This window comes from Thermococcus thioreducens, assembly GCF_002214545.1.
Classification (GTDB): Archaea; Methanobacteriota_B; Thermococci; order Thermococcales; family Thermococcaceae; genus Thermococcus; species Thermococcus thioreducens.
Genome location: NZ_CP015105.1, coordinates 1,064,094 through 1,089,945, shown reverse-complemented (window position 1 = coordinate 1,089,945; position 25,852 = coordinate 1,064,094). Strand labels below are relative to the sequence as shown.

Here is a 25,852-nt window from a genome sequence, read left to right as displayed (position 1 = left end):
ATCATTTCCTTTTCTCAAGTTCTTTGATGAGCTCCTGGTAGAGCCTGGGCTCAACGTCGTCCTCGCTCAGTCCTATTCTTCCTGCCATCTCCCAGATTTTCCGCTTCGCTTCATCTACGTCGTCGGAGATGACCTCAATGTCAAGAAACGCTCCAAGGCCTTCGACCTCGCTAAGTTCAAAGGTAACCCTGTCCAGGCGGTACACCAGGCGTTTCTTCCTGACCCGCACGTCCTCCTTAAAGCCGAGGCGCTTCAGAATCTGAAGGGTTTTCTCGAAATCGGAGACCTCAACCTCTATCTCGTCAAACTCCTCGTTCCTGCCGGGGTCTGCTATACGTTTATACGTCAGAAAAGAGCGGTTGAGGTTGTCTACCCGCCTCACCCTGAGAAGTTCGGGGAGGGGAACGGAGAGGTAGACGTCCTCCTGCATCTCTTCCCTCACAAATCTGGCTCCGATGGATTCTATCGCCCTTTTGACCCTTTCGAAGTCAACGCGGAACTTGACCTCTATCTCCATTTAAACACCCACGAGGAAGCCCACGAGGCCGTCGCCCTTGCTGAACTCGTCCAGTACGAAAACATCGACCCGTTTGAGAGTTGGAAGAACCCTGATCGTCTCGTCAACGAAGCGGTTGAGCTTTTCGGGACTATCTTCGCCGATGAGAGCCACTACCCCGTCCTTTCCGCTCCTGGCAACGGCCAGAACATTGGGGAGCAGTGAGAGCGTCTTCATTATGTGGCGGATGTACCTCTCAAGGAAGTCCTCAATTATCGGGGTCTCAGCCTGGATGTAAACTATGGCGAGGCTCTTTGGCTGAAGGCTCTCGCCCAGAACGATGGTGTATTTATCGATTATGTTTCGCTCCTGGAGCTTTTTAATCCTGAAGTGGATTGTAGATTCGGGCCGGTTTAGCCTATCGGCGATTTCTGAGATGGTTAATCTAGCGTCCTCCTTCAGGATGCGGAGGATAGCCCTATCAAGGTCATCGAGCTGGACCATGCTAACTCCTCCATCGAGGGTATATCTCGTTCTCAATACCAAGAAGGTCTAAGATTTTTCCAATTATAAAGTTTACCATATCGTCCAAAGTTTTGGGCTTTGTGTAAAATCCTGGGGAAGCTGGCATAATTATCCCTCCAGCTTGTGTAACCCTTACCATGTTTTGAAGATGTATCAAGTTAAACGGCGTCTCTCTGACGAGCAAAATTAGCTTCCTGCGCTCTTTCAGCGCCACGTCGGCCGTTCTCGCTATCAGGTTGTCGGCGTATCCAGTTGCTATCGCGGAGAGCGTCTTCATGGAGCAGGGTGCTATTACCATGGCATCGAAGGGATTCGAACCCGAAGCAATGGGGGCGAAGAGGTCATCCTCCATGTAGTCCGGCCGGAATTCTACTCCCGTCTCATGCCTCATAACTGCGAGGCCCGTCCTGGAGGCTATTGTAACGACCTCATGGCCAAGCTCCTTTAGAACCTGCACCAGCCGAAGACCGTAGATGGAACCGCTCGCACCGGTGATTGCGACGACTATCCTCATCCCTCACACCGAAAAGCCTACGGCGGGTTATGTTTTAACGTTTTCTAAGGACGGTAGGTTTTTATACCTGCCGAAGTTATTTTGTTAATGGTTGGTGAATATGGGCAAGGAGGTTCCCGATGTTCTGATAAAGAGCGCCGTGGATGTTGTGAGGGCACTCAACGGCAAGGCTCTTGTTATCCTGGAGGATGTTGAACCCGAGAGCGTCCCCGATGTGGACGTCACCATTGTAATCGTCAGTTCTTCTTTTGATGTGGAGAGTGAGAGGGTAAAGAGGGTCTCAATTCCACAGAACCTCGACATAAACAACGTTCTCAACCTAATCTCCGCTTTTCTCCTTGAGCATGATATACTCAGGGAGGGTGACTCCTTTGTTTACGTTACCCCCGAGCTGATTGGGATCAAGACCGTTAAAAAGAGCATATCCGCCATGAGGGGATTCTTTGCCCAGAATCAGAACGTCCTCCAGAGGCTTCTTGAGATAACGATAGAGCTGAGCATCGAGGGCAGGGAAGGTCTTCCCGTTGGAACTATCTTTGTCATAGGGGACACGAGGCGGGTTCTCAGGCACTCCCATCAGCTCATACCCAACCCCTTCAAGGGCCACAAGGTAAATGTCCTCGACAGGAACAGCAAGGAGATAATAAAGGAGTTCGCCCAGCTGGATGGGGCGTTCATTGTCAGGGACGACGGGAGGATAGCCGCCGCAGGTAGGTACCTTGAGGTCGAGCCGAAGGTGATAGACCTCATGCTCCCCCCCGGCCTTGGGAGCAGGCACATAGCCGCGGCAGGAATAACACGGCTCACCAAGGCGATAGCCATAACCCTCTCGGAGAGCGGCACGATAAGGATATTCAAAAACGGGCTCATGCTCCTGGAGTATAACCCGAGGATAAGGTACTGAAAGAAACTTTGCTGACGCAAAGTTTCATCAAAAGTTTTTGACTTTTTAGCAGGATTGATTTTGGGGTGCATTATCCTATGATGGATTGTTCCTACTGGATTCCTCGTCAGTCTGCAGCTTTAGCTTGAGTCCCGCTCACCAACGTCAGTCGAACGTCTAAAAACGTTGAACTCAGGTAGCGACTCAGAATGAAAGAACTAAATGAAAAAGCTCAGAAGAGCCACTGGTTCTCTATGCACTCGTCGCAGGGCGGTTTTTCACCGGCTATCGCCTTGAACTTGGTGTAGATGCACTCCGGCAGACCGAGCGGACAGCGCTCTGGTGTGATACCCGGCCTGACCTTCGTCGGGTCGAGCTTTATTTTGAGGTATGCCTCGTACTCCTCGACCTTCTTCCACGGGAGTATCTTTGCCCCGTAGATGACCAGGTTGTCGTATATCCTCGCGTAGTCGCCGACTACGGCGTTCTCCTTGAGGATAACGTTCTTCCCAACGACGACCCCCTCTCCGAGGATGCTGTCCTTTATCTCGGCGCGCTCCTTGACGATGTCGCTGCCGATGAGTATGGCGCGCTTGAGGTATGCCTTCTCCTCAACAACTGTGTTCGGGCCGATGTAGGTGTAGGCCTTTATCTTAACGCCGTGCCCGATCTTTGCCCCCTCGTCTATGTATGCCGGCCCCTGAATCTCGACATCCTCGGGAACTTCGGCTCCCTCCTTGATTGTGTAGTAGCCGTTCTGTTTGGTTATCTCGTCCATGGCAAGCTGGTGGGCGTAGAACAGGTCGTCGGGCGTTCCGAGGTCAATCCAGTAGGACTCCCGGGGTATCTTGTGGGCATAAACGGCGCCCTGGCTCACGAACTTGGGGAGCACTTCCCTCTCGAAGTAGACCTCCTTGCTCCGGGGAATGGCCTCCAGCACCTTCCTGTTGACAACGTATATTCCCGCATCAACGAGGTTCGTCTTGGGCCTCTTGGGCTTTTCTTCGAAGTGGGTTACCTTGTTCTCCTCGTCCACTTCGACGACTCCATACTTTTCGGGGTCATAAACCTTGGTCACGGCGACGGTTATCATGCCATCGTTCTCCTTGTGGGCCTCTATCAGCTCCCTGAAGTCGAAGTTTGTGAATACGTCTCCGTAGATAACCAGAAAGTCATCGCTCACGTACTCCTCGACGTTTTTGAGGGCACCGCCAGTCTCAAGGGGCATGGGATCGTTGACGAACTTGATGCCCTTGGGATAGTCGGCCATCCTCTCGTCTATGAACTCCCTTATCTCACCGCGCATGTAGTGAACCGAGAGGATTACCTCATCGATTTCCGGTATCTTCTCCAAGCTCTCAAGGAGGTACTGGAGGTTGGGCTTTCCGAGAACCGGGATCATGGGCTTCGGTCTGGTCGATGACAGCGGCCTCAACCTTGTTCAAAAACCGCCAGCAAGAATAACAGCTTTCATGGTATCACCATTTAACACTGCGGCGGGGAACTTATATATTTTACGGCCATTAAATATGCCCAACGATGGACTGGAAGGTCTAGAGGTTCATTCCTGTCCATCAATCCGAAAGTCAGTCACGGTGTACACCTTCCCCTTGAACCTGAAACACGAACCCGGGCAGACACTGCTGAGGGGACAGCTTTTGCAGGCGGAGCTTCCGGATTCAACCCTCTCGATATAGCCAAGGCTCTCCAGGATCTTCAGGGCACCCTCCACCTCCTCCTGAGGCATTGAGAGTTCATCGGATATCTCGTCTATGCTCTTTCCGGCCTTTATGAGTTCGAGTATCCTCTCAAGCATGCCCCCACCTCAATACCCCAAGGCTGTGCCAACGTTCCAGACCAGGATACCCACGATGCTTGCCAGGGTTATCATATAGATCACGGTAAACGCCGCCCACTTCCAGTTGCTCTCGGCCCTTATGGCCCCTATTGTTGCTATGCACGGTATGTAAAGGGTCGTGACGAGCGCCAGCACAAACGCCTGGAGGGGCGTCATGGCATTTACTATCTCGTCAACACTGCCGTAGATTATGCCGTAGGTCGAGATGACGTTCTCCTTGGCGATGATCCCAAAGAGCAGGCTAACGGCCGCTTTCCAGTCCAGCCCCATGAGCCTCATGTACGGTTCAAAGAGGGTTCCCAGCCTCTCGGCGTAGCTTCCCCCGGTTCCTATCTCAACGGGGTAGGCACTAAGGTACCAGATAGCAATTGATCCGAGCAGGATAATCGTCCCGGCTTTCTTGATGAACTCCTTGCTCCTCTCCCAGGAGTGGAGTGTCACTGTTTTCCACGAGGGTATCAGGTACTCTGGCAGTTCGATTATGAACGGACTCTCTTCTCCTTTCACAACGAACCTGCTCAGGAGCCATGCCACGATCAGTGCAAGGAGGATTGCAGTGGCATATATGCTCACCGCAACGAGCGCTTGGTTGCTCGCAAAGAACGCCCCGGCAAAGAAGCTTATGACGCTCAGCCTGGCACTGCATGGAACCAGGGGATTGACCAGCATGGTCACTATCCTGTCCCTCTCATCGTCGAGGGTTCTCGTTGACATAACAGCGGGGACGTTGCAGCCGAAGGCGAGCACTAACGGTATAAAGCTCTTTCCGGGGAGGCCGAACTTCCTCATGATGCGCTCCATGACCACAGCCGCTCTCGCCATGTACCCAACGTCCTCCAGGATGGACATGGAGAGGAACAGCAGGAAGACGAGCGGGAAAAAGCTGAGAACCGAGCCAACGCCGGCTATTATGCCATCGACTATCAGACCGCGCAGTACTTCGTTGGTGATATGTGGCGCCAACCATTGGCCGAAAGCCACGAAACCGTCATCCAGCATGCCCTGGAGGGGCAGTCCGATCGCAAAGACGAACTTGAAAATAACGTAGAACACCCCGAACAGTGCGAAGAGACCGTAGACCGGGTGGGTCAGAAACCTGTCGAGCTGATCGCTGAAGGTCTCGCCCCCTTCGTGGGAATACCTGACGAATCTGTGCATGAGCCCGTCTATGAACTCGTACTTCTGGCTGGCTATTATGAGATCCATCGCCCTCTTGTATCTCTCCTCGACCTCTGATATATGTCCCATGATCTCGTCGAGCTTCTCCTTTCCAAGATGGCGGAGGACGAGCTTTATGACGCCGTCGTCCCTCTGGAGGAGCTTCACCGCCAGCCAGCGGAGGTTGTAATGGTCGGCCAGTTTTGTGCCCCTGAGAACGGTGGTTATGTGCTCGATTTCCCTCTCGACCTCTCTGTCATATCTCGGCACGACTGGACTAGCCCGGAGCTTCCCGGAGGCCATTTTATAGATGGTCTCTTTAAGCTGATCCAGGCCGACTCCTCCCTTTGCGTTCAGCGGGACAACCGGAACCCCAAGGAGCTCTTCCATCTTCCTCACGTTTATCTCAATGCCCCTCTTCTCAGCTAGGTCAATCTTGTTCAGGGCAATGATGACGTTCTTCAGCCCCATCTCAAGAATCTCCATCGTCAGAAAGAGGTTCCTCATTAAGGCCGTGGCATCGACGACGTTAACAACAACATCCGCGCTCCCCTTGAGGAGGAAATCCCTTGCGACAAGCTCGTCAACGGAGTGTGCGGTGAGCGAGTATATCCCCGGCAGGTCAATCACCAAGAACTTCTCCCCCCTGTACTCCAGTATTCCCTCCTTTTTCTCCACGGTCACTCCGGGCCAGTTCCCTACGTGCTGCCTCATTCCCGTCAGAGAGTTGAAGATTGTCGTCTTTCCGACGTTGGGGTTTCCAGCAAGAGCCACGACCTTCATCATGAAGAACACCTCAGAGCTTCCTCACCATGACCCTGCCCGCAAGACCCTTACCTATGGCGAACCTTACACCACCGACGGAGATTATTATTGGCCCCATGGGGTGGGATTCGAGCACCTGAATCGTTGCCCCGGGGGTTAGGCCCATGGAGACAAGCTTCTGCCGGGCGTTGTGCCCTCCAAGGATGTTGACAACTATTCCCTTATCCCCGGGGCCCATCTCACTTAAAGGTACAACCATGAGCATCACCGTTAGGCTATCCTAATTCGATATTCCAGTCCCTCGACAACCTTAAAAAGCTTTGGTGAGCCTAACAAAACTCAGGGGTTCGAAATCAGAAAGTTTCCGGTTCAGAGAATTTCCCGTTTTAATCCCAAAGGGACGCCTTAAAACTTTGGAAAGGTATTTAAGGAGTTGGGTAAAATACAATTAATTGAGTTTCGGAGGTGTGTTTGCAATGGAGGAAATTCCACCGGAGGAGCCCAAGAAGACCTCCCTCGGGATGGAGGAGAACATTGAAGGGCTCATAGCATATCTGCTCGGCCCCATAACGGGGATTATCCTTCTGCTGCTTGAGAAGGAGAGCGACTTCGTCCGTTTCCATGCGATGCAGTCAACGATAACCTTCATCAGCATATGGGTTCTGCAGATAATCTTCAGATTCGTCCCCCTGCTGGGGATGTTGGTCGGAATGTTGCTGTCCCTCCTTGCGCTGGTGTTCTGGATCCTTGGCATGCTCAAGGCCTACCAGGGCGAGCGCTACAAGTTCCCGATATTCGGCGACCTGGCGGAGCAGTGGGTCGGCAAGATCAACGTGTGAGGCTTAGATTTTTAAGCCTCTCCGGCTACTTTTTCCCATGATTGAGAGAGCCGTTGAGGACATCAGGGAATTCTCAGAGGAGAATGGCCTCTACGAAAGGCGAATCCTCGTTCTCTTTTCCGGCGGAAAGGACAGTTCGCTCGCATTATACTTACTGAAAGAAGCCGGCCTGGACGTTTCAGCCCTCACATTTTTCCACCGCTGGAGCTGGAGGGAGACGCTGAACTGGGCGATGGGATTCACCAAGAGTCTCGGCGTCGAGCACTTCCTGGTGGACGTAACCGACGGCCTTCTGCGCGAAGCGGTGGGGAGAAAGGGGCCGATATGCATAAACTGCAAGAAGGTTATGCTCTGGAACGCCAAGTGGTTCGCCCTCAACAACGGCTTCGACGTTCTTGCCAAGGGAGACAATGCCAACGACAAGATAATAGGTGCCCTGCTGGATCAGTGCGCGGGAGATATAAGGCTCTGCGACATACCTAGGATTGGGATTCCCTTCTTCAGACCTCTGATTAAATACACGGCCGAGGAAGTTGAAGCACTTGCAGAAGAGGCCGGAATAAGACCCTACCGCATGTACGAGCACGCCCGGAGGAGGCAGTGGCGTGAGGGCTGCCCTCTCCAGTACATAGATCGGGAGGAGACGGTAACCCCCGAACTGATGGACTTGGCTTACGGGGCCAACTACGAGATAAGCAAACTCGCCCGGCGGAAAAAAGTCCGCATGAGCGTCCGGGTGCCAAGCTTCGAGATAATGTGCTGGGACTGCGATGGGGAGGCACTGAGCGAGGCGAGGGAAGTTATTTCAAGGTTTATGGGGGGAAAAGAATGAGGCTCCCGCCCGGAAAGCTGAGGAACGATGTCCTGAGGGATACCGTGTTCCCCAACCTTGGGATAGAGGACATGAGGATTGTCTACGGCCCCAGAGAGGGCTTTGACGCGGCCGTCCTTGAATACGACCGCGATCACTACCTGATCGTCGCCACGGACCCAGTTCTGGGTGTTCCAGGAGAGACCTTCGGGTTCTTTGCGTACCACTTCGCGGCCAGCGATGTGGCGGTTTTCGGGGCGAGGCCGAGGTGGCTCGTCCTTGATATTCTCCTCCCGCCCGGAAGCGAGAAGGGTTTTCTAGAAAAGACAATGCGAGACTTAAACGCGGAATGCAGGAAGTATGGGAGTTCGATAATAGGCGGCCACACGGGTGTTTATCCAAGCGTGGCTGAGCCAACCGCTACCACCACCGCGATGGGGCTCGTTAGGAAGGACGAGCTGAAGCTCCCGCTGGCCAGGCCCGGTGATAAAATAGTCGTGACCGGCAAAGTCGGCCTGGAGTTCGCGGTCTCGGCTTCCTATTTCCGTGAGATGGAGCTGAGGAAGCTCCTGTCCTTCAGGGAGATAGCCAGACTCAAGAAGTCCTTCAGATTTGAAACCGTTGTTCCTGAGGCCCTCACTGCAAAGCCCTTTGTGAGGGGCATGCACGACGCCACCGAGGGGGGTTTAACCGCCCTCCACGAGATAGCCAACAACTCCGGCCTTGGGTTCAGGATATATGCCGAGAAGCTCCGGCTCGACCCGATGGTACGGAAGGTCCTCGATTTCTACGGGATCGAACCGTGGAGCGTCTCCTCAAGCGGGACGCTGATAGCGATAGTCCCACCAGAAAAATCCAATTCCCTAATTACAGAGTTACAGAAAAATGGAATTATTGCATTTGAGCTCGGGGAGTTCACGGAAGAGAAAGGGAGGATTTTGGTAGAGCACGGTGAAGAGAGGCCGTTCCCGCGCTTTGAGGGCGATCCCTACGTGGAGCTGTACGGCAAAGGATAAATACCAGAAGGGTGTATTACTGACCATGAGCCGTGAAGCAATCAGAGATGTGATTCTCAGTGTATCAAGAGAGCTCGGCCTAGAGGTCAATGATATAATCCTTTTTGGTTCCAGAGCCAGGGGCGATTTTAGAGCCGACAGCGATTGGGATGTTCTGGTGGTCCTCTCCAGGCCACTGGAGAGGAAGAAGGAACTGGAAGCGTACAAAAGGATACACAGGGAGCTTCTGTTAAAGGGAATCAAGGTGGACGTCCTGTTTATCTCTAAGGATGAACTCGAAAAGGTCAAGGATGACACGGGTTTTCTTTACTACTACGCTCTCAGGGAGGGTGTGAAAATTTGAGCTTTAGGAAATGGCTCGAAAAGGCTGAAAAAGACCTTGTACTGGCCAAAAATAGCCTTTCTCTTGGCTACTACGACTATGCAACCTTTCACGCCCAGCAGTGTGCTGAAAAGGCTTTAAAGGCGTTTTTGGTATCAAAGGGAAAACCTATCAAACGAACCCATGATATTGGAGAGCTCATACTCCTGTGTGCCGATGTGGATTCTGAATTCTTAAAGCTCTTCGATGATGATGTGGATCTTCTAACCGCTTATGCTGTGGAGGCAAGATATCCGACCATTCATGAGCCGGAGAAAGAAGAGGCGGAAAATGCCATAAAACTGGCTGAGCTCGTCCTTGCATTTGTAAAGTCCAAACTCACTTCACCCTGAACCTCAGCAGTGCCGCCAGGCCGCCCAACGCTTTCAGCTTGTCGCCTCCCTCGTGCTCCGAGCTTATAACAACGACCTCGCCCCTAGAATACCTCACCGCGTCCATGAGCTCCTCTATCTTTTCCCTGTGCTCTCCCTTGAGCAGTTCGTCGAGAACCAGGAGCGTTTCAACGGCGCCGTAGTTCACGGCCTCCTCGACCTCTCTGAGACCGTAAGCGGCCAGGCCGTTGTTTTTAGCTATATTCTCAAGCACCCTCTCGACGAGCTGAACCTCTTTAGCAACGCGGTTCTCGTGGTAGACTTTATCGACTGTTCCGCGCCTTATGACCTCGTAGATGCCAGTCCTCCCGGTCACGCTCGTGTCCTCGATTACCACCTTCTTGGCCAGCTCCGGGTAGTTCTCGCGCAGGAACTTGTGGAAGTCCTCCTTGACGAAGCCTGGACCGGCTACTATGGCCCTCTCTATTCCTTCACGGCTGATTATCTCCTCCATGCTCTTGGCAACGTCGTGGAAGAACTTCTTCTCCTCGCTCTCGCGGTTGGTGCTGTACCTCTTCCCCCCGAGGTTGTAGCGTATCCCCTTGAGTATCTCGACGCCGTATTCTCTGATTATCGCCATGTCCGCCTCGCCGTCGTCTATGACGACTATCATGACCCTTGCCCTCTTTGATGCCTCAACCGCTTCTTTCAGCCTCTCTATGTGGTGCTCCTTCCAGCGGGGCTTCTGAATGGTAACGACCGTGCCTTCCTCTATCGCTATCGTGTGGTACTTGCCGAGGGGGACGTCGTCCCTGCTGGCGTAGACTATCGGCCCGGTGACGCGAACCTGGTTGGCGAACTTGTGGAAGTTTATCTTCTCTGCCTTAACGCCGAGAAAGACCGGGATGACCTCAACCTTCTCGGCCCTCAGGGAATCGCTCCTCTGGCTCTGCTTCCTGAGCGTTTTCGCGTAAACGGTATCGCCCGGGTCTATGATGTGGTAGAGGTGCCAGAGGTCGTCGAGCGTCTCGGCCTTGACCTTTATCTTGCCCTCCTTGACGTCCTGGTGGATTATCTGCATCATAACCACCTTAGAGGTTGTCGTATACGCTCTCTCGCCTCCCAATTATAACAACATAAACGGTTTTTGAATCCTCGTCGACGCTGTATATTATCCTGTAATCACCAACACGAATGCGGTAAAATGGATATCCTTTAACCTTTTTGTACTGTGCAAACCACGGGTTCTGCTCAAGTTTTACCAGAGCCCCCACTAATCTTTTCTTGTCCTGAGGAGGCACCTTTTTGAGAAATTTCTTGCTCTTTCGGGACAGGACAACACTATAGCTCATGGAGAATCTCCTCTAATCTAACGCCGTTTTTCTTGGCATCCTCAAGTTCACTTATAAGCTCTTGGAGCTCTTCCTCACTGACTTCGAAGTAACCGGCAAAATTGTCTATCTTTGAGTTTAGTATCCTGAGCTCTTCCTTGATCTCGCGAAGCTCCTGGAGTATCAGTCTCTCAACGTCTTCCATTTCCCCCACCATCCGTTGGTTATGCGGAGGGGCAAATAAAAGTTTTGGGAAAACTAAATCAGCTCCCTCTCGGTCTTTGTAAGCCTCCTAGCACCGTTCTCAGTTATGACAACAGTGTCCTCTATCCTCACTCCGCCGAACTTGGGGAGGTAGATTCCAGGCTCGATTGTTATCACCATCCCTGGCTTGAGAACCGTCTCGTCCTGCTGGCTCACGCGCGGCCACTCGTGTATCTGAAGTCCGACGCCGTGTCCGGTGGAGTGTATGAAGTAGTCTCCGTAGCCGTACTCCTTGATGACGTCCCTGACGATGGTGTCCAGCTCCTTGGCCGTTATGCCTGGCCTGGCCGCTTCAACGCCCTTTCTCTGAGCCTCAAGGACAGCGTAGTAGATGTCCTTCTGCTTCTCATTTGGAGAGCCAACGACTATCGTTCTCGTCGTGTCCGAGTGGTAGTGCCGGTATAAAGCTCCCTCATCTATGACGACCAGATCGCCCTTCTCTATCCTCTTGTCGCTGGCGACTCCATGGGGCAGGGCAGAACGCCATCCGCTGGCTATTATCGTGTCGAAGGCCGTCTTTTCCGCCCCGTTCATCTTCATGACGTACTCCATCTTCGCCGCTATCTCCCTCTCGCGCTTGCCCTCGCTTATCTCCTCAAGGGCGGCCATCATGGCCATGTCCGCTATTTCGCAGGCGGCCTTTATGACCTCAATCTCCTCCGGGGTCTTGATAATCCTTAGCTCTTTGATAACATCGTCAACCACAACGAAGTCCTCCACCCCTGCCTTTTCTTTGAGGGACTGAACCGTCGAGAAGCTGGTCTTCCCCTCGATGCCAAGCTTTGTGAGTTTAAATCCTTTGAGCTTCTCGTAAAGTTCTTTACCTGTCTTGAATTTGTCTACGGGTACCTTCGAGGTCTCCCTCGCTTCCTCATATTCAAGCTCGGGGACTATGAAAAGGACATCGTCAGGAGCAACAACGAGGTAACCTCCCAGAACAGGGGAGCTTCCAGTGAAGTAGAAGAGGTTCTCTTTTGCCGTTATTAAAGCGGCGTCAAGTTCCTTCTCCTCAATGAATTCCTGGAGCCTTTTAATCCTCATCTGGCAACCACCGGGTCTCTTTAACTGTACCACCAATAAAACCCTTTCGGAGGGCATCGTGCATACCCGCGAAGAGACTGAAAGGAGTTATAAACCCCGAGGGGAAACTATCCAGGGGATCAAAGTGACGGTGTACCTGTTTGACTTCGACGGCACCCTTGTGGACAGCACCGGGGCAGTCGAAAAGGCCCTCCGAATCGCTATCGAGAAGACAATCCCTGCGGTGATAGAGAGCGACCTCTACGAGGACTACTACAAGGCGCTTTTCCTCTTCATCAAGGGCAAGCTCACCTACCAGTACCTCGGAGTCATCCACGAGCTCGTTGCACAGGGCACGATACACGAGTACTACAAGCTCATGCCCAGGTACATCAAAGACTTTCCGTTCGCCAGGGAGGTCATCAGGGAGCTCAGGAGGCGGGGACGGCGTGTGATAAGCTTTTCTGGGGAGCATACGTATCCCGGAGGGAAGGTCATCTTCATGAAAAAGACGAACTGGTACGACGAGTTCGACGAGGTCATAACGTTTAAGGGCACGAGGGACATGCTCAAGAAGTTCGAGACACTGCGGGAGCTCTATCCAGAGGAGCCGTTTGTCTGGGTCGACGACAGTCCCAGCAGGTTCACGTACGTTCTGGACGAGAATACCCTCTTTGTCCAGAAGTTCTCCCCCTACAAGAGCGATGTGGCACTGCTGTTTGACAGGGAAAACTTCATCAAGATCAAGAGCATACGGGAGATCCTGAGCATAGACGACGGACTGGCTGGCTTTGAGGATAAACCTTAAAAGTCCCTCACGCAACCCCGAATTGGTAGGAGTCGGTGGGGGTGAGGGCGATGGCCAGGGGAAAGGCTCTCGTCCTTGCCTACGCCGGTACGCATGAGCACCAGGACAACCACCACATGATTCTGAAGCCCCTCGGCATCGACGACAGGAACGCGGCTTCAAAGCTCATAGGCAGGAAGGTCGTCTGGACGACCCCGACCGGCAGGAAGATGTACGGCAAAATCCTCAGGACGCACGGCAACAGGGGCGAGGTAAAGGCGTACTTCAAGCCGGGCCTCCCTGGGCAGGCCCTTGGGGACTACGTTGAGATTCTCTGAGCGTAATCCTTTAAACCTCCCAACCTTTTCTTTCTCCGGTGAGAGGATGGAGTTCATCGAGGTGCGCGAGGGCCTTGCAAAAATCCTTGTCCCGAAGGCGGAGAGGATATACGACGCCCCCGTCTTCTACAACCCGGTCATGGCATTAAACCGCGATATAAGCGTTCTAGCGGTTGAAGTGCTCAAACCGAGGACCGTTCTCGACGCCCTTTCTGCAACTGGAATCAGGGGCATCCGCTATGCCCTCGAAACTCCGGCCAAAGAAGTCTGGCTCAACGACATAAGCAAAGAGGCCTTCAACCTGATCCTGAAAAACGTCCGGCTGAACCTCGGCGTTGAGGGGGAGGGGATAAGTGAGAAAAGGATCGCTTTTCGGGGAGAGAAAGAGGTGGTGGCCAACCTAGACGATGCGAACAGGCTTATGGCCGAGAAGTTCAGGTACTTCGACTTCCTCGACCTCGACCCCTTCGGCTCGCCGGTCGAGTTTCTCGATACGGCTCTGAGGAGCATCCGGAGAAGGGGTGTTCTTGCCGTCACCGCAACGGACACGGGCGTCCTCTGCGGTGCTTACCTGCACGCCTGCCGCAGGAAGTACCTCGCCGAGCCCATACGGGGCGAGCTCTGCCACGAAGCCGGGCTGAGGATCCTCATAGGGACGGTTGTTAGATACGCCGCCAAGTACGACCTCGGTGTTGATGTCCTGTTGGCATACTACCGCGACCACTACTTCAGGGCCTTTCTGAGGCTCAAAAGCGGTGCGAGGAAGGCCGACGAGAGCCTTTCAAACCTCGGCTACCTCTGGCAAGAACCTAACGGCCGCTTCGAGTATACGAAGGCGTTCCTCCCGGAAAAACTTCCCTCCTACGGCCCGCTCTGGCTCGGCCCCCTCAAGACCCAGAAATTCGTCGATGAAATGCTGAGCCTGGCAGGTACTCACTCCCTTGCCCACAAAAAGACGCTCTCGTTCATCAAGACACTCTTGGAGGAGCTGGACGTTCCGTTCCACTACGACACCCACGCTCTGGCTAGAAAGAACAACCTTCAGGTCGGGAAGCTCGCGGATATAATCGAGGCCCTCCGCGAGGGGGGTTACCATGCGACGAGGACTCACTTCTCGCCGGTGGCGCTGAAGACCGATGCACCCTTTGAGGAAGTTCTTGGGGTTCTGAAATCCCTCTAGTAAGTTACAGTTTCGAACTTTTCGATATGTATTTAACTTATCTCCGTGTGGTTTTATTGGGGTGAGCCAATGGACGAGATGATAAGGCTCGCGAGGGACTTTTATAAAGACGAATACGCCGATTCAGTCCTCTACGCCCAGCTTGCAAGGATTGAAAAGGGCGAAGAGATAAGGAAGGAATTTCTTCGGCTCTCAAACATCGAATCAAAGCACGCCAAGTTCTGGCACGACTTCATAAAGCGGCACGGGGGAGAGGTTCCAAAGCCTTCCGTGAAGAGGCTCACAATCTTCAGCGTCAAGCTCCTCAGAAGAATTCTCGGGCCGGGCTCAGTCGCTTCTCTCCTGGAAATGGGTGAAAACAGCGCGATACAGAAGTACTTCAAATACCTAACCACGTACGCAGACCGCTTTTCCGAGGAAGAGCTGAAGGAGATAAAGGAGGTAATACTCGACGAGCTTGAGCACGAGAGATTTTTCCGTGAGGAAGAAAAGCGCTTCCACGTCGAGAACACACGAGACCTCGTCCTCGGCATGAACGACGGGCTGGTTGAAATCCTCGGTGCCGTTACGGGTCTCTCCGCAGTCTATCCCAACAACCCACAGCTCGTCGGAATAAGCGGCCTCATCGTCGGTGTGGCGGGTGCGCTCTCGATGGCGATAGGCACCTTCGTCTCCGTCCGCTCTCAAAGACAGGTGAAGGAATCCATCCGCGACAGGATGGAGGTTCTCTTCAGAGTCTCGCCCGAAAGAGCCGCCGAGGAGCTGGTGGAGAAGCTCGTCGAGGGAGGAATGCCCGAAGAGGTCGCGAAGGAAGTTGCGAGAGAACTCGCCGACAACAGCGAGGCGATTATGCAGCTCCTCCTCCCTGAGGCTGAAGAGAACGAGATAAGGGCGGCGCTCTATACTGGCCTCTCTTACCTAGTCGGCGTTGCCTTTCCGGTTACGCCGTATTTCCTCGCATCCAGCTCGCTGACGGCACTCCCTTTCTCGATACTCCTGGCAGGCTCAGCGCTGGCGATAGTGGCGACGCTGATTTCACTCCTTTCCGGAATCTCGATCAGAAAGAAGGTTGCCGAGATGGTGGCGACGGGACTGGGTGCAGCGTTCCTGAGCTACCTCTTCGGCCGGCTGATGGAGGCCCTCTTCAACGTCTCGGCGCTTTAGAGGTAGACGACCTTAACGCCGAGTTTCTCCGCTATTTTTCCCTGTTTCTCATCGCTCGTTGCAAGCTTGCCGTACTTGAGTGCCTGGGCGATGTAGAGGGCGTCATAAACGGTGATTTTGTGCTCCAAGGCTATTTTCTCCCCCTCTGGGAGGTATTGAAGCGGATTTTCGTACAGTATTATACCCTCGGTGGCATGGAGATAGTCCAGTATTTTCTGGGCAGTTTCAATGGATATGTCCCTGTACAGGTTGTACCTTTTCCACACGGCGTTGGCACCCTCAATCAGTGCCATTTCCAGCGAGGCCAAATCCCCGCTTTTTCTGAGGAATTCCGAAACCGTCTCCCATCCCTCTTCTTTCAGGAGATACTTTATGAGGGCAGATGTGTCAATTACTATCACGGGAATCCCTCAGGAGCTTTGTGGCCTTTCCTCGTTCAAGCTCGGGAACGCTTTTGAGGAAGGAGTCAATCTCGTCGAGCAATTTTGCCTTTTCTTCATCTCTAATCTTCTGCTCTATGAACCTCCTTATCTCCTCACTCCAGTTGATGTCGTACTTCTTCATCTTCGCTTTTAGCTCATCGGGGACGCGAACGCTTATGACTGCCATACGACCACCATTTACAGAAACGCATTACAAAAATATAAACATTGCTGTCATACCTTCACGTACTTCCACTTTCCACGTTTGAACGCCCACCAGAAGAGCGCCGCTGTGGTGAAGGTTTCGAGGCTCATGGCTATCCAGGCCGCTATAACGCCGAGGCCCTCAAAGTGCACCGGTCCGATTGTAAAGCCAAAGCCGAGTAAATATGCCGGGATTATCCGGAAGAGGAGCTTGCTGGTGGCGGTGATGTACATCGGGGTCTTTGTGTCGCCGGCACCCCTCAAAGCACCGCCGAGGACGAAGAGCCAGCCGAGGGGGATCTCGCTGATTCCGACTATTATGAGGTATATGCTCGCCAGCCCCATGACCTCGCCGTAGTTCGGGTCGCTCGGACTTATGAAGGGCATGACCAGATAGCGCGGGAAGAATATCAATATGAAGGCCATCACACTCATGAAGATGCCCACCATCTTGAGGGCCTCGTAAACTGTTCTCTCGGCTTTCTCCGGACTGCCCTCCCCAAGGCTCTGCCCGACTAGGGCTGAGGTGGCCACGTTGAAGCCAAACGCCGGCATGTATGCGATGCTCTCAACGCGGAGACCAACCTGATGGGCGGCTAACGCAACGGTTCCGAAGCGAGTGACTATGCTCATATAGAGGAAGTTGTAGAAGCTGAATATTCCGCGCTCGATCATCGTTGGCACACCGATGCGGAGGATTCTGCTCGCCATGTCGGGGTGGAAGCTCCAGCTGGGCTTAAAGCGGAGTATAAGCTTCCCGCTCCAGAGGAGGTAGAGGCCGATTAGGAAGGACGTGGTTATTCCAATCCCCGAGGCCCAGGCCGCTCCGACTGGGCCGAGCTCTGGAAAGCCGAACTTTCCAAAGATTAGTAGGTAGTCGAGAACCGCGTTCACAACGTTCATCAAAATTCCGAGCTTCATGGGTGTCTTCGTGTCACCAGCCCCCCTTAATGCGGAGAAAGCAGTGAAGCCTGCGAAGCGGATTGGATAGAAGGCAAAGACGACCTTGATGTACTCGTAGCCCAGAGCGATTACGTCGGGTTTAGCGCCCATTATCCTCAGGATGTCGTCACCAAAAAACCATCCGAAGAGCATGACTGGGATTCCAAGGAGAAACGCCAAGTAAAGGCTCTGCTCCAAAGCTAAGGTTGCGTTCTCCTCGTCTTTGGCCCCAACAAAACGGGCAACGAGGGCCAGCGTTCCGGTGGCCACAGCCGCCATTATCGGCATCATGAACCAGCTGACCTGGCCGCCGAGACCAACTGCCGCTAAGGCCAAAGCACCCAGCTGTCCGACCATCATCATGTCAACTAAGTTGAGAAGGGTCTGGGAGATGTTGCCCATTATGGCCGGCCAGGCCAGCTTCCAGAGACGGCGCTGGTCTTCGTTGAGGCGGATCATTAAGACGTCCCTCTAAACGATAAAGCAGATATAGAAGTTAATAAGAGTTGCGGTAGTACTTAGGCATTACAGCTCGGAAGACATCCAAAAGAGAAAATAAAAGGGCTCAGTATGGGAGGTTCCTCTTCTTCCTCCACTTGTGGGACCAGCTGTACTTCCTCATGCGCCTGCTCCTGCCAAAGCCGCACGAGGCGCAGTAGCCCTTCTTGATGTTGTAGGCGCGCTTTCCACAGCGCCTGCACTTAATGTGAGTTGGAGTATGGTTCCTCCTGCCCTTCGGTGCAGTCCCGCTTCCCATGCTATCACCCCACTAAGGTCTCACTTCACTCAATCTCGACAGGGGAAATGGCCAGAACGTTGTCTCCCCTGATGACGATTTTACCGTACTTCTTCACGACCTCGCCGTCCTGAATAAGGGCAGCATCGGCGAGGACGACGTTCAGGTGGATGTCGTAACCGATGAGCCTGCCCCTGAACTCGGAACCCCGCTTCAGGAGCACGAGCACGTCCTTATCGAGCGACCTGTGGATAACATCAAGTGGTCTTTCCGCCATTTTCACGCACCTCCAAATAATCAAAGCTCGTAACGATAACGAGGGAAACGGTTTATAACTCTTTCCCCGTGCTTTTCGCCGGGGTTCCGGGAACACGCCTCCTGGGAAAACCATATAACTATGTATCACCAAGGGTGACTATGGTGGTTCCATGAAAAAAGGTGGCCTGCCCCTGATTCTCATACTCCTAACCGCCATAGTGAGCGGATGCATCTCGGGTGAAACCCAGAACCAAACGGGCACGACTTCGAGCTCGGTTCCCACGACAGCCACTTCTCCGGTGCTCACCTCAACATCCCCATATTCCCCTCCTCCGAAGGGTGAGTTCGGACTGCCGGAGGGCAACTACAGGGCCATCTATACCGGCCTCGACAAATCATGTCCAACTGGGAGGGTTCCCGTCAGGTTTGCCTATTACTCGGGAAACGAGACGGTAAAGTCGGTAAGCCTGCGCGGGAGTTTCAACAACTGGGCCGAGTGGCCAATGAAAGAGGAGAACGGAACCTGGAGCACAACGGTCTGTCTCAGGCCTGGGAAGTACGAGTACAAGTACTTCATCAACGGCCAGTGGGTCAAGGACATGTCAGATGATGGCACCGGAAGACCCTACGACCCCGACGCCGATGGATATGCCGATGACGGCTATGGCGGGAAGAACGCGGTCAGGCTAGTTGAGGGGAAGGAGAGCTTTTACGTGGAGTTCGACCCTGGAAACCCTGCCTATCTGAGCGTTGCCGACAACCGGACGGTTGTGAGGTTCGAAGCAAAGAGGAAGGCCGTAAGCTCGGCCGTCCTTGTGACCGACAGAGGAAACTACACCATGAAGCTCCAGGTATGGTGGGACTCGGGGGAAGTGTGGCGCACCGAGGTGCCGTTCGTTGAACCAATGAGGTATTACATCGTTATAAACTCCGCCGACGGGGGGAGGTTTCTCGTCCTCAACACAAGCGAGAGCCCGTTCTTCAGCTTCGACGGCATTGATAGGTTCCCTCAGCTGGAATGGGTGAGCAACGGGATAGCCTACCAGATATTCCCCGACAGGTTCAACAACGGTAACGAAAGCAACGACGCCCTGGCGCTGGACCACGACGAGCTTCTCCTCAACCAGGTCAACCCGGGAAGGCCCCTACTCTCCAACTGGAGCGACCCGATAACTCCCCTCCACTGCTGCCACCAGTACTTCGGCGGAGACATAAAGGGAATAACCGAGAAGCTCGACTACCTTCAGAGCCTGGGCGTCACGATAATCTACCTCAACCCCATCTTTCTCTCCGGGAGCGCCCACGGCTATGACACCTACGACTACTACAAACTGGACCCGAAGTTCGGGACGGAGGAAGACCTCAGGGAGTTCCTCGATGAGGCCCACAAGCGCGGCATAAAGGTCATCTTCGACTTTGTGCCCAACCACTGCGGGATTGGCAACCCTGCATTCCTCGATGTCTGGAAGAACGGAAAGCAAAGCCCCTACTGGGACTGGTTCCTCATCAAGCGGTGGCCCTTCAAGCTGGGCGATGGGAAGGCATACGTCGGCTGGTGGGGAATTGGCAGTTTGCCAAAGCTCAACACGACGAATCCAGAGGTAAGGGAGTATCTCATTGGTGCCGCCCTCTACTGGCTCGACTTCGGCTTCGACGGGATGAGGGTGGACGTCCCGAACGAGGTTCTCGACCCGGCGACGTTCTTCTCCGAGCTGAGAGAGAGGGTAAAAGAGAAACATCCCGACGCCTACCTCATCGGCGAGATATGGACGCTCTCGCCGGAGTGGGTCAAGGGAGACCGCTTCGACTCGCTCATGAACTACGCCCTCGGAAGGGACATACTCCTAAACTACGCAAGGGGCTACCTAAGCGGTGAAGCCGCAATGAAGATGATGGGCAGGTACTACGCCTCTTACGGTGAGAACGTTGTTGCAATGGGCTTCAATCTCGTTGACTCCCACGACACGTCGAGGGTCCTCACCGACCTTGGCGGCGGGAGCCTTGGAGATGAACCTACCAACGAATCTATCCAGCGGCTCAAACTGCTTTCTACCCTTCTGTACACCCTTCCCGGGACGCCGGTGACATTCCAGGGCGACGAGAGGGGCCTGCTGGGCGACAAGAACCACTACGACGAGCAGCGCTATCCGATAGGGTGGGATCAGGTGAACGAGGACGTGCTGAACCACTACAGGGCGCTGGCAGAGCTGAGAATGAGAACCCCTGCGCTGAGGAGCAGCGCCATAAGGTTCTACACCGCGAAGAACGGCATGATGGCCTTCTTCAGGGGGCACGACGATGAGGTTCTCGTCGTGGCAAACAGCTGGAATAGGCCTGCCAAGCTGGAGCTTCCCCAAGGGGAGTGGAGAATCCTCTGGCCCGAGGGCCGTATGGGGGTTACCGTGTTGGGAAGCATCGAGGTGCCCGGAGTCAGTGTCCTCATACTGGAGAGGAGCTGACCGCCCCCAGTCTTTTTTCATTGCCACTCTGACGACTCCCGTTCCAAAAGCTTTTTATGAAATGGCCTTACTCCAGTTTCAGGTGGTGAGCGATGGGAAAGCCCGATAAGTATGAGATTCTTCAGGACTTGATGAGGAGGAGAGGCTTTGCCTGGGGGAGCTTTGAAATCTACGGTGGTGCGAGAGGTTTCTATGATTACGGTCCTCTTGGAGCTACAATAAAGAGGAAAATCGAGCGGAAGATACGCGAGGCCTTCCAGAGGGAAGGCTTCTTCGAGCTGGAAACTCCCGACATCACGCCGGAGAAGGTCTTCATAGCGAGCGGTCACGTCGAGAAGTTCGTCGACCCGCTCGTGGAGTGTAAGAAGTGCGGTGCCCGCTTCCGGGCAGACCACATAGTGGAGGAGGCCCTTGGAATAGACACCGAGGGCATGAGCGCCGAGCACCTCACCGAACTCATCCGCGAGCACGACATCCGCTGCCCCGAGTGCGGCGGTGAGCTTTCCGATGTCTGGTACTTCAACCTCATGTTCGAGACCAAAATCGGCCCCTACGGTGACCAGAAGGGCTACCTGAGGCCTGAAACGGCTCAGGGCATCTTCGTCAACTTCAGGCGCCTAAACGCTTTCGCGAGGAACAAGCTCCCCTTCGGTGTCTTCCAGATTGGAAAGGCCTACAGAAACGAGATTTCGCCGAGACAGGGGATGCTCCGCCTGAGGGAGTTCACACAGGCTGAGGCCGAGATATTCTTCAACCCTAAGGAGACGGAACATCCACACTTCGACGAGGTCAAGGACGAAGTTCTGCGCCTCTATCCGATAGAGAACCAGCTCAAAAACCTCGGGATGATTGAAATAACCGCCGAGGATGCCGGTCAAGAAGGGCTACGTCCTGAACACATTCTTCGCCTACTACATGGTCATGGTCAAGAGGACGCTCCTCGACATCGGCATCCCCGAGAAGGCCATACGCTTCCGCCAGCAGCTGCCGGAGGAAAGGGCACACTACTCAAGCGACACCTGGGACGTTGAGATACACAGCGAGCGCTTCGGCTGGGTGGAGTGCGTCGGCATAGCCTACCGCGGCGACTACGACCTCAGCAAGCACATGAAGATGAGCGGGGCTGACCTAACCGTCCTCATCCACTACGACGAGCCCAAGATAGTCAGACGCCTCAAGGTAAGCCTCAACATGAAGAAGGTTGGTCCCAAGCTGAAGAAGGACGCCAAGAGGATAAACGAGCTCATCCAGGGCTGGGACGAGGAGAAGCTGAGGAACCTGGTGGATGTGCTGGAGAGGGACGGCAGGATAACCATCGAGGGCTACGAGCTGGAGAAGGACGACTTCATAATCAGGGAAGTGGAGGAAAAGATAACCGGCGAGAAGATAGTACCCCATGTTTTAGAGCCGAGCTTTGGAATAGACAGGCCCTTCTACCTGCTCCTTGAGAACAGCCTCGTCATAGAGGAGGACAGAACCTATCTCAGACTGAAGAAGGACATGGCGCCGATAGAGGTAGCTGTTCTGCCTCTCGTCGCCAAGGAGCCGCTCAAGAGCATAGCCTACGACGTCTTTAGAACCCTCCAGAAGGCGGGCTTCATAGCGGTCTACGACGAGAAGGACACCGTCGGGAGGAGATACATGCGCTACGACGAGATAGGAACACCCTACTGTGTCACGGTAGACAACCAGACGCCCGAGGATAACACCGTTACTATCCGCGACCGCGACACGAGGGAGCAGATGAGGGTGAAGATTGAAGAGCTGCCGGAGAAGCTCAGGGAGCTGATTTTTGGGGAGTGAGCTTAGCAAAGCTCTTTTACCATTTTCTCTATGCTTTCTTTCAGTTCCGGCAACTGGAAGCGGATTATCGTCCAGATTATATTTAGGTCAACACCAAAATAGTGATGGATCACGACGTTTCTAAGTCCGATAATACGCCTCCATGGTACGTTTGGATTCTCTCCGGCACATACCTGGCGGCTTCACCTATTATTTCGAGATTTCTCAGAACTGCATCAATGGTCTTTCTATCCCGCACGAAATCATCAAACTCATAACATTCCGTGTACTCCTCAATTCTAGAAATCGCCTCAAGTATGTCGTTCAAAAACAGGCAGGGGTCCCGCTTAGACATAAACGAGGTTCCCCTTTATGTGCTCCCAGAAGCGATTTCTGCTCATGGCTGCATTTTTTGTTATCAGATCTACTTTAACTCCAAGCAGGGATTCGAGGTAGTATTTTAGAATCGACTATCTCCCAGCCGATGGGCCGTTCAAACTCGACGAGTATATCCACGTCGCTAAGCTCGGTCTCCTCGCCCCTCGCATAGGAGCCGAATATAGCGATTGAGCTAACCCCGAATCTCCTGCGGAGATCCTCCTTATGTGCTCTAAGAATATTCTCAATCTCGGAAAGGGTAACCCTCACCATCAACAAATCCTGAGTTGTGAAAATATAAAAAGGTTCAGTCTTATTCTCAGTGGGGTAGCATGTCCAGGAAAATCCACCTCATCTACCTCCGCCTTCCGAACAGGATTCTTGAGCGTGATGATGAGGTAGTCGCTGATTTAGGCGATATCGTGGTTGCCAAATCCCGCTTCGAAGGCATGCTTGCCCCGCTGAGAGTGAACGGTGTCGAGGTCATCAAAAACGGCTACGCCATGATCTACTTCGCCTTCGTCGGGAGAAACTACGACGTCCTGAAGGTCTACGACGAGAAGGGAAACTTCAAAGGCCTCTACATCGACGTCCTGGCTTACACAAAGAGGGAAGGGAACACGCTTGAGATGCTCGACCTTTTCCTCGACCTCTTCGTCTTTCCGGGCGGCGGGGCATTCCTCCTCGATGAAGACGAGCTTGAGATGGCACTTAACTACGGAGTGATTGACAGAGAGACCTTTGACTTCGCCTACCGCGTTGCGAGGGAAATCCTTGAAAAGATTAAACGGAAGGAGTTCCCGCCCGATATCGTGTGGGAGTACGACCTTCAGGGGACGCCGAGCGAGTCGAGGGTTATGTTAACGTAGGCAACCACATGGGAAGCCAGGTAGCTCTTCTTTCCAACACTCACCCTCTCCGCTATTCCGTCGAGGAAGGCCTCGTCTTCATTGCTTAGCCCTTTGTGGTCGCCGAGGACGAAGGCGACATTTTTCCCGAAGTTCACCTTTCCAATAGGCTTGCCCCCCTCGTGGAGGTAGTAGAGCTCAGAGCCCTTCAGCGTTCTTCTTATGACGTCCTCAAAAGTCAGATTGCTGACGTAGATTCCCGGCAGAACCTCAAGCTCCTTTGCTGGCTCTCTAAGCCCTTCACCGGCCTTTAAGGCCTTCACTATGAGCTTCGCTGTACTCAGCTCGTCGGGATTGAGCCTGGCCCTCAGTTCAGCCCCCTCAAAGCGTATTGCCTTCGGCGGTTTAGGCGGGCCGTAAAGGAGGAGCCAGACCCTTACGTTCTTCCTTATGCCGTGTGAGAGCAGGAAAGCGCTGTTGAGAAACCGGCAGAGCAGATCTATCCTCCCGCTTGTGCCGGGTAAGTCCTTCAGACTGAAATCATAGGCAGTGTGGGCCCCGTTTGCCTTGACTATGAATGTTCTCATATGACCTGCTGGGAGGTTAGGGTTTAAAAGTCTGCACCCTAATCCCCCCGGTGGTTATATGAAGTTCCTGAAGGAGACGAGGGACGGAACTATCATCCTCATCCATGTGCAGCCGAAGGCAAAGAAGAGTTCCATTGAGGGTGTCGATGAGTGGCGCGGACGGCTGAAGGTCAAAATAAAAGCCCCGCCCGTAGAGGGGAGGGCGAACAAGGAGGTCGTCAGGTTTTTCTCGAAGCTCTTCGGGGCCGAGGTCGCGATAGTCAGGGGAGACACCAGCAGGGAAAAGGACCTGCTCGTGAAGGGGCTCAGCGCGGAAGAGGTTCTGAAAAAACTTGAGCTCTGATGTTCACGGTTGTCTTGGGTTCTTTCCTTTGTTTCACCGAAGAACATCCTTTTTCAGGCAAAGCTTAAATCTATGAACCTTTCTTCAACCATCGGTGGTGGCCGTGAAAAAGCTCACCCTCGCTGAGGCAAGCGCAATATTGATAGGCACTCAAATTGGAGCGGGAGTTCTGGGTCTGCCCTATGCGTTCAGGGAGACTGGTTTCGCAGGGATCGCTGTCATAATGGCTGTCGGGTTCCTCACTATGTTAACTGCTCTCTTCGTCCTCGAACTGGCCGTCCACAGGGGCGGTACGATGACCTCTCTGGCGAGGGAGACCCTTGGAAAGGCCGGCGGCTGGCTCATGCTGGCGAGCATCTCCGTCCTCAGCTACGGTGCGCTCATAGCCTATATCGCCGGAAGCGGTGACATAATATCATCCCTCACGGGGATCAACGGCACAGTGGCGGCGATAATCTTCTGGCTCGTGATGAGCGGGATAGTTCTCATGGGGCTCAAGGCCTCGGGCAAGGCGGAGCTGGTGCTCAACTTCCTCCTGCTGGGTGCGCTGGCGATTGCGGTTGCCCTGATGCTCCCGAAGCTCGAACCTGCAAACATGTCCCCAACAAACACCGGTGCAGTGGTTTCAGGGATAGGTGTGGCGATATTCGCCTACGTCAGCCACATGGTTGTTCCGGAGATGTACAAGGGGCTTGGGAGCGCGGAGAAGACCAAAAAGGCAGTCCTGATAGGCTACCTAGTGCCGATGGGCTTCTACGCTCTCTTTGTGCTGGCGTTCGTCGGCGCACTCGGAGCGGGCACTCCACAGCTGGCAACCTCAGCCCTGGAAAGCTACTACGGTCCCCTTGGGAAGATTCTTGGGCTCCTCCTCCCGCTTGCTGCAATAAGTACCAGTTACATCGGGATAGGCTTTGCCCAGATGGACAACCTCCGCGAGGCGTTTAATCTTGACAAGAGAACCGCATGGTTGCTCACGGTCATTCCGCCCTTGCTGATATACTTCGCCGGGCTCAAGAGCTTCGTCAGCGCCCTATGGCTCGCTGGAACCTTCGGTGGACTGCTCTATGCCGGAATCCTGCCGGTGGCGATGTACCTCAGGACGAGGGACGTCCACCCGCCGGAGTGTGTGAAGGTCCCGCACGGCGTTGCCTACCTCACCGGGGCGGTATTCTTCCTCGTGTTCGTATATTCAGTGGTCTCTTTGGTCTGATTCCCTTTTTTCGCGGAGAGACATAGAAGGTTGCAAAAAAT

General features: G+C 53.8%; 32 protein-coding genes and 2 pseudogenes. 15 read left to right on the top strand and 19 right to left on the bottom strand.

Going from position 1 to position 25,852, the window contains the following annotated elements; all coding sequences use genetic code 11:
- Position 1 precedes the first annotated feature (1 nt).
- The 3 genes from cyaB to A3L14_RS05965 are packed head-to-tail and all read right to left on the bottom strand — an operon-like array spanning position 2 to position 1,535.
- The gene (cyaB, locus tag A3L14_RS05975; RefSeq protein ID WP_055428847.1) at positions 2–517 is read right to left on the bottom strand and encodes a class IV adenylate cyclase; all 516 of its coding nucleotides are present in this window, start codon (positions 515–517) and stop codon (positions 2–4) included.
- A complete protein-coding gene (locus tag A3L14_RS05970) occupies positions 518–1,000 on the bottom strand; it encodes an Lrp/AsnC family transcriptional regulator (RefSeq protein WP_055428846.1) in 483 nt (160 codons plus the stop codon). It abuts the gene before it with no gap.
- 1 nt (position 1,001) lies between these two features.
- The gene (locus tag A3L14_RS05965; protein WP_055428845.1) at positions 1,002–1,535 is read right to left on the bottom strand and encodes a UbiX family flavin prenyltransferase; all 534 of its coding nucleotides are present in this window, start codon (positions 1,533–1,535) and stop codon (positions 1,002–1,004) included.
- Between the two features lie 100 nt (positions 1,536–1,635).
- On the opposite strand from A3L14_RS05965, the gene A3L14_RS05960 reads away from it, so the two are divergent.
- Positions 1,636–2,439: a DNA integrity scanning protein DisA nucleotide-binding domain protein gene (locus A3L14_RS05960; RefSeq protein ID WP_074631221.1), complete on the top strand. Its 804-nt coding sequence runs from the start codon at positions 1,636–1,638 to the stop codon at positions 2,437–2,439.
- 211 nt (positions 2,440–2,650) lie between these two features.
- On the opposite strand, the gene A3L14_RS05955 is transcribed toward A3L14_RS05960, so the two are convergent.
- The 4 genes from A3L14_RS05955 to A3L14_RS05940 form a co-directional block, all read right to left on the bottom strand.
- Positions 2,651–3,853: a sugar phosphate nucleotidyltransferase gene (locus A3L14_RS05955; protein WP_232473282.1), complete on the bottom strand. Its 1,203-nt coding sequence runs from the start codon at positions 3,851–3,853 to the stop codon at positions 2,651–2,653.
- 126 nt (positions 3,854–3,979) lie between these two features.
- Positions 3,980–4,234: a FeoC-like transcriptional regulator gene (locus tag A3L14_RS05950; RefSeq protein WP_055428843.1), complete on the bottom strand. Its 255-nt coding sequence runs from the start codon at positions 4,232–4,234 to the stop codon at positions 3,980–3,982.
- Positions 4,235–4,243: 9 nt separating this feature from the next.
- Positions 4,244–6,220 carry a ferrous iron transport protein B gene (gene feoB / locus A3L14_RS05945; protein ID WP_055428842.1) on the bottom strand — a complete coding sequence of 659 codons (1,977 nt, stop codon included), beginning with the start codon at positions 6,218–6,220 and terminating at the stop codon, positions 4,244–4,246.
- Positions 6,221–6,230: 10 nt separating this feature from the next.
- Positions 6,231–6,464, bottom strand: a complete 234-nt coding sequence (locus A3L14_RS05940) for a FeoA family protein (protein ID WP_394325657.1) — start codon at positions 6,462–6,464, stop codon at positions 6,231–6,233.
- 211 nt (positions 6,465–6,675) lie between these two features.
- Between A3L14_RS05940 and A3L14_RS05935 the strand changes: the two genes are divergently transcribed.
- Genes A3L14_RS05935 through A3L14_RS05915 form a run of 5 tightly spaced genes read left to right on the top strand, consistent with a single transcriptional unit; the run spans position 6,676 to position 9,579 of the window.
- The gene (locus A3L14_RS05935) at positions 6,676–7,038 is read left to right on the top strand and encodes a DUF4870 domain-containing protein (RefSeq protein WP_055428840.1); all 363 of its coding nucleotides are present in this window, start codon (positions 6,676–6,678) and stop codon (positions 7,036–7,038) included.
- 37 nt (positions 7,039–7,075) lie between these two features.
- Positions 7,076–7,870: a DUF7411 family protein gene (locus A3L14_RS05930; protein ID WP_055428839.1), complete on the top strand. Its 795-nt coding sequence runs from the start codon at positions 7,076–7,078 to the stop codon at positions 7,868–7,870.
- Positions 7,867–8,865, top strand: coding sequence for an AIR synthase family protein (locus A3L14_RS05925; protein WP_055428838.1), 999 nt, complete (start codon positions 7,867–7,869; stop codon positions 8,863–8,865). Before A3L14_RS05930 ends, A3L14_RS05925 begins: the two co-directional genes overlap by 4 nt.
- 25 nt (positions 8,866–8,890) lie before the next feature.
- Positions 8,891–9,208, top strand: coding sequence for a nucleotidyltransferase domain-containing protein (locus A3L14_RS05920; RefSeq protein ID WP_055428837.1), 318 nt, complete (start codon positions 8,891–8,893; stop codon positions 9,206–9,208).
- The gene (locus tag A3L14_RS05915) at positions 9,205–9,579 is read left to right on the top strand and encodes a HEPN domain-containing protein (protein WP_055428836.1); all 375 of its coding nucleotides are present in this window, start codon (positions 9,205–9,207) and stop codon (positions 9,577–9,579) included. The genes A3L14_RS05920 and A3L14_RS05915 overlap by 4 nt, the downstream gene beginning before the upstream one ends.
- On the opposite strand, the gene A3L14_RS05910 is transcribed toward A3L14_RS05915, so the two are convergent.
- From A3L14_RS05910 to pepQ, 4 genes are read right to left on the bottom strand one after another with little or no spacing between them, the layout of a single operon-like run.
- On the bottom strand, positions 9,566–10,639 hold the full coding sequence (locus tag A3L14_RS05910; protein ID WP_055428835.1) for an mRNA surveillance protein pelota: 1,074 nt from the start codon (positions 10,637–10,639) through the stop codon (positions 9,566–9,568). The genes A3L14_RS05915 and A3L14_RS05910 overlap by 14 nt on opposite strands.
- 10 nt (positions 10,640–10,649) lie before the next feature.
- Positions 10,650–10,910 carry a type II toxin-antitoxin system RelE family toxin gene (locus A3L14_RS05905; RefSeq protein ID WP_055428834.1) on the bottom strand — a complete coding sequence of 87 codons (261 nt, stop codon included), beginning with the start codon at positions 10,908–10,910 and terminating at the stop codon, positions 10,650–10,652.
- On the bottom strand, positions 10,900–11,106 hold the full coding sequence (locus tag A3L14_RS05900) for a hypothetical protein (protein ID WP_232473280.1): 207 nt from the start codon (positions 11,104–11,106) through the stop codon (positions 10,900–10,902). Before A3L14_RS05900 ends, A3L14_RS05905 begins: the two co-directional genes overlap by 11 nt.
- 41 nt (positions 11,107–11,147) lie before the next feature.
- Positions 11,148–12,194 (bottom strand): Xaa-Pro dipeptidase PepQ, encoded by a 1,047-nt coding sequence (gene pepQ / locus A3L14_RS05895; RefSeq protein ID WP_055428832.1) that lies wholly within the window; start codon positions 12,192–12,194, stop codon positions 11,148–11,150.
- A gap of 124 nt (positions 12,195–12,318) precedes the next feature.
- Between pepQ and A3L14_RS05890 the strand changes: the two genes are divergently transcribed.
- The 4 genes from A3L14_RS05890 (at position 12,319) to A3L14_RS05875 (ending at position 15,642) form a co-directional block, all read left to right on the top strand.
- The gene (locus A3L14_RS05890; RefSeq protein WP_055428831.1) at positions 12,319–12,981 is read left to right on the top strand and encodes an HAD family hydrolase; all 663 of its coding nucleotides are present in this window, start codon (positions 12,319–12,321) and stop codon (positions 12,979–12,981) included.
- Between the two features lie 50 nt (positions 12,982–13,031).
- Positions 13,032–13,298: a 50S ribosomal protein L35ae gene (locus A3L14_RS05885; RefSeq protein WP_055428830.1), complete on the top strand. Its 267-nt coding sequence runs from the start codon at positions 13,032–13,034 to the stop codon at positions 13,296–13,298.
- A gap of 46 nt (positions 13,299–13,344) precedes the next feature.
- Positions 13,345–14,478 carry a tRNA (guanine(10)-N(2))-dimethyltransferase gene (locus tag A3L14_RS05880; protein ID WP_055428829.1) on the top strand — a complete coding sequence of 378 codons (1,134 nt, stop codon included), beginning with the start codon at positions 13,345–13,347 and terminating at the stop codon, positions 14,476–14,478.
- A 69-nt stretch (positions 14,479–14,547) separates the two neighbouring features.
- Entirely contained in the window at positions 14,548–15,642 is a 1,095-nt protein-coding gene (locus A3L14_RS05875) for a VIT1/CCC1 transporter family protein (protein ID WP_055428828.1), read from the top strand.
- On the opposite strand, the gene A3L14_RS05870 is transcribed toward A3L14_RS05875, so the two are convergent.
- The 5 genes from A3L14_RS05870 to A3L14_RS05850 form a co-directional block, all read right to left on the bottom strand.
- Complete coding sequence (locus A3L14_RS05870) at positions 15,639–16,043, bottom strand: type II toxin-antitoxin system VapC family toxin (RefSeq protein ID WP_074631223.1); 405 nt, start codon at positions 16,041–16,043, stop codon at positions 15,639–15,641. The genes A3L14_RS05875 and A3L14_RS05870 overlap by 4 nt on opposite strands.
- Entirely contained in the window at positions 16,030–16,251 is a 222-nt protein-coding gene (vapB, locus tag A3L14_RS05865) for a type II toxin-antitoxin system VapB family antitoxin (protein WP_055428827.1), read from the bottom strand. Before vapB ends, A3L14_RS05870 begins: the two co-directional genes overlap by 14 nt.
- A 47-nt stretch (positions 16,252–16,298) precedes the next feature.
- Positions 16,299–17,669 carry an MATE family efflux transporter gene (locus A3L14_RS05860; protein ID WP_055428826.1) on the bottom strand — a complete coding sequence of 457 codons (1,371 nt, stop codon included), beginning with the start codon at positions 17,667–17,669 and terminating at the stop codon, positions 16,299–16,301.
- Positions 17,670–17,775: 106 nt separating this feature from the next.
- Positions 17,776–17,967, bottom strand: coding sequence for a 50S ribosomal protein L37e (locus A3L14_RS05855; protein ID WP_055428825.1), 192 nt, complete (start codon positions 17,965–17,967; stop codon positions 17,776–17,778).
- Between the two features lie 25 nt (positions 17,968–17,992).
- Complete coding sequence (locus tag A3L14_RS05850) at positions 17,993–18,223, bottom strand: LSm family protein (protein WP_055428824.1); 231 nt, start codon at positions 18,221–18,223, stop codon at positions 17,993–17,995.
- A gap of 151 nt (positions 18,224–18,374) precedes the next feature.
- Between A3L14_RS05850 and A3L14_RS05845 the strand changes: the two genes are divergently transcribed.
- Both A3L14_RS05845 and glyS read left to right on the top strand, forming a co-directional pair.
- The gene (locus tag A3L14_RS05845) at positions 18,375–20,663 is read left to right on the top strand and encodes an alpha-amylase family glycosyl hydrolase (RefSeq protein WP_074631225.1); all 2,289 of its coding nucleotides are present in this window, start codon (positions 18,375–18,377) and stop codon (positions 20,661–20,663) included.
- A gap of 92 nt (positions 20,664–20,755) precedes the next feature.
- Positions 20,756–22,466 (top strand): annotated as a pseudogene (glyS, locus tag A3L14_RS05840) (glycine--tRNA ligase).
- A gap of 2 nt (positions 22,467–22,468) precedes the next feature.
- On the opposite strand, the pseudogene A3L14_RS05835 reads toward glyS, so the two are convergent.
- Positions 22,469–22,800, bottom strand: a pseudogene (locus tag A3L14_RS05835) (HepT-like ribonuclease domain-containing protein).
- A 74-nt stretch (positions 22,801–22,874) separates the two neighbouring features.
- Positions 22,875–23,096, bottom strand: coding sequence for a nucleotidyltransferase family protein (locus A3L14_RS05830; protein ID WP_232473278.1), 222 nt, complete (start codon positions 23,094–23,096; stop codon positions 22,875–22,877).
- A gap of 59 nt (positions 23,097–23,155) precedes the next feature.
- On the opposite strand from A3L14_RS05830, the gene A3L14_RS05825 reads away from it, so the two are divergent.
- Positions 23,156–23,692, top strand: a complete 537-nt coding sequence (locus tag A3L14_RS05825; RefSeq protein WP_055428822.1) for a DUF402 domain-containing protein — start codon at positions 23,156–23,158, stop codon at positions 23,690–23,692.
- On the opposite strand, the gene trmY is transcribed toward A3L14_RS05825, so the two are convergent.
- The gene (trmY, locus tag A3L14_RS05820; RefSeq protein ID WP_055428821.1) at positions 23,653–24,258 is read right to left on the bottom strand and encodes a tRNA (pseudouridine(54)-N(1))-methyltransferase TrmY; all 606 of its coding nucleotides are present in this window, start codon (positions 24,256–24,258) and stop codon (positions 23,653–23,655) included. The genes A3L14_RS05825 and trmY overlap by 40 nt on opposite strands.
- A 58-nt stretch (positions 24,259–24,316) precedes the next feature.
- Between trmY and A3L14_RS05815 the strand changes: the two genes are divergently transcribed.
- Together A3L14_RS05815 and A3L14_RS05810 are read left to right on the top strand one after the other, a co-directional pair.
- The gene (locus A3L14_RS05815; RefSeq protein ID WP_055428820.1) at positions 24,317–24,601 is read left to right on the top strand and encodes a DUF167 domain-containing protein; all 285 of its coding nucleotides are present in this window, start codon (positions 24,317–24,319) and stop codon (positions 24,599–24,601) included.
- A gap of 94 nt (positions 24,602–24,695) precedes the next feature.
- Entirely contained in the window at positions 24,696–25,811 is a 1,116-nt protein-coding gene (locus tag A3L14_RS05810; protein ID WP_232473277.1) for an aromatic amino acid transport family protein, read from the top strand.
- Positions 25,812–25,852: the final 41 nt, after the last annotated feature.

Coding starts and splice junctions, on each gene's coding strand:
- cyaB (WP_055428847.1), bottom strand. CDS start 517: ATGGAGATAGAGGTCAAGTTCCGCGTTGACTTCGAAAGGGTCAAAAGG.
- A3L14_RS05970 (WP_055428846.1), bottom strand. CDS start 1,000: ATGGTCCAGCTCGATGACCTTGATAGGGCTATCCTCCGCATCCTGAAG.
- A3L14_RS05965 (WP_055428845.1), bottom strand. CDS start 1,535: ATGAGGATAGTCGTCGCAATCACCGGTGCGAGCGGTTCCATCTACGGT.
- A3L14_RS05960 (WP_074631221.1), top strand. CDS start 1,636: ATGGGCAAGGAGGTTCCCGATGTTCTGATAAAGAGCGCCGTGGATGTT.
- A3L14_RS05950 (WP_055428843.1), bottom strand. CDS start 4,234: ATGCTTGAGAGGATACTCGAACTCATAAAGGCCGGAAAGAGCATAGAC.
- feoB (WP_055428842.1), bottom strand. CDS start 6,220: ATGATGAAGGTCGTGGCTCTTGCTGGAAACCCCAACGTCGGAAAGACG.
- A3L14_RS05940 (WP_394325657.1), bottom strand. CDS start 6,464: ATGCTCATGGTTGTACCTTTAAGTGAGATGGGCCCCGGGGATAAGGGA.
- A3L14_RS05935 (WP_055428840.1), top strand. CDS start 6,676: ATGGAGGAAATTCCACCGGAGGAGCCCAAGAAGACCTCCCTCGGGATG.
- A3L14_RS05930 (WP_055428839.1), top strand. CDS start 7,076: ATGATTGAGAGAGCCGTTGAGGACATCAGGGAATTCTCAGAGGAGAAT.
- A3L14_RS05925 (WP_055428838.1), top strand. CDS start 7,867: ATGAGGCTCCCGCCCGGAAAGCTGAGGAACGATGTCCTGAGGGATACC.
- A3L14_RS05920 (WP_055428837.1), top strand. CDS start 8,891: ATGAGCCGTGAAGCAATCAGAGATGTGATTCTCAGTGTATCAAGAGAG.
- A3L14_RS05910 (WP_055428835.1), bottom strand. CDS start 10,639: ATGCAGATAATCCACCAGGACGTCAAGGAGGGCAAGATAAAGGTCAAG.
- A3L14_RS05905 (WP_055428834.1), bottom strand. CDS start 10,910: ATGAGCTATAGTGTTGTCCTGTCCCGAAAGAGCAAGAAATTTCTCAAA.
- A3L14_RS05900 (WP_232473280.1), bottom strand. CDS start 11,106: ATGGTGGGGGAAATGGAAGACGTTGAGAGACTGATACTCCAGGAGCTT.
- pepQ (WP_055428832.1), bottom strand. CDS start 12,194: ATGAGGATTAAAAGGCTCCAGGAATTCATTGAGGAGAAGGAACTTGAC.
- A3L14_RS05885 (WP_055428830.1), top strand. CDS start 13,032: ATGGCCAGGGGAAAGGCTCTCGTCCTTGCCTACGCCGGTACGCATGAG.
- A3L14_RS05880 (WP_055428829.1), top strand. CDS start 13,345: ATGGAGTTCATCGAGGTGCGCGAGGGCCTTGCAAAAATCCTTGTCCCG.
- A3L14_RS05875 (WP_055428828.1), top strand. CDS start 14,548: ATGGACGAGATGATAAGGCTCGCGAGGGACTTTTATAAAGACGAATAC.
- vapB (WP_055428827.1), bottom strand. CDS start 16,251: ATGGCAGTCATAAGCGTTCGCGTCCCCGATGAGCTAAAAGCGAAGATG.
- A3L14_RS05860 (WP_055428826.1), bottom strand. CDS start 17,669: ATGATCCGCCTCAACGAAGACCAGCGCCGTCTCTGGAAGCTGGCCTGG.
- A3L14_RS05855 (WP_055428825.1), bottom strand. CDS start 17,967: ATGGGAAGCGGGACTGCACCGAAGGGCAGGAGGAACCATACTCCAACT.
- A3L14_RS05850 (WP_055428824.1), bottom strand. CDS start 18,223: ATGGCGGAAAGACCACTTGATGTTATCCACAGGTCGCTCGATAAGGAC.
- A3L14_RS05845 (WP_074631225.1), top strand. CDS start 18,375: ATGAAAAAAGGTGGCCTGCCCCTGATTCTCATACTCCTAACCGCCATA.
- A3L14_RS05830 (WP_232473278.1), bottom strand. CDS start 23,096: ATGGTGAGGGTTACCCTTTCCGAGATTGAGAATATTCTTAGAGCACAT.
- A3L14_RS05825 (WP_055428822.1), top strand. CDS start 23,156: ATGTCCAGGAAAATCCACCTCATCTACCTCCGCCTTCCGAACAGGATT.
- trmY (WP_055428821.1), bottom strand. CDS start 24,258: ATGAGAACATTCATAGTCAAGGCAAACGGGGCCCACACTGCCTATGAT.
- A3L14_RS05815 (WP_055428820.1), top strand. CDS start 24,317: ATGAAGTTCCTGAAGGAGACGAGGGACGGAACTATCATCCTCATCCAT.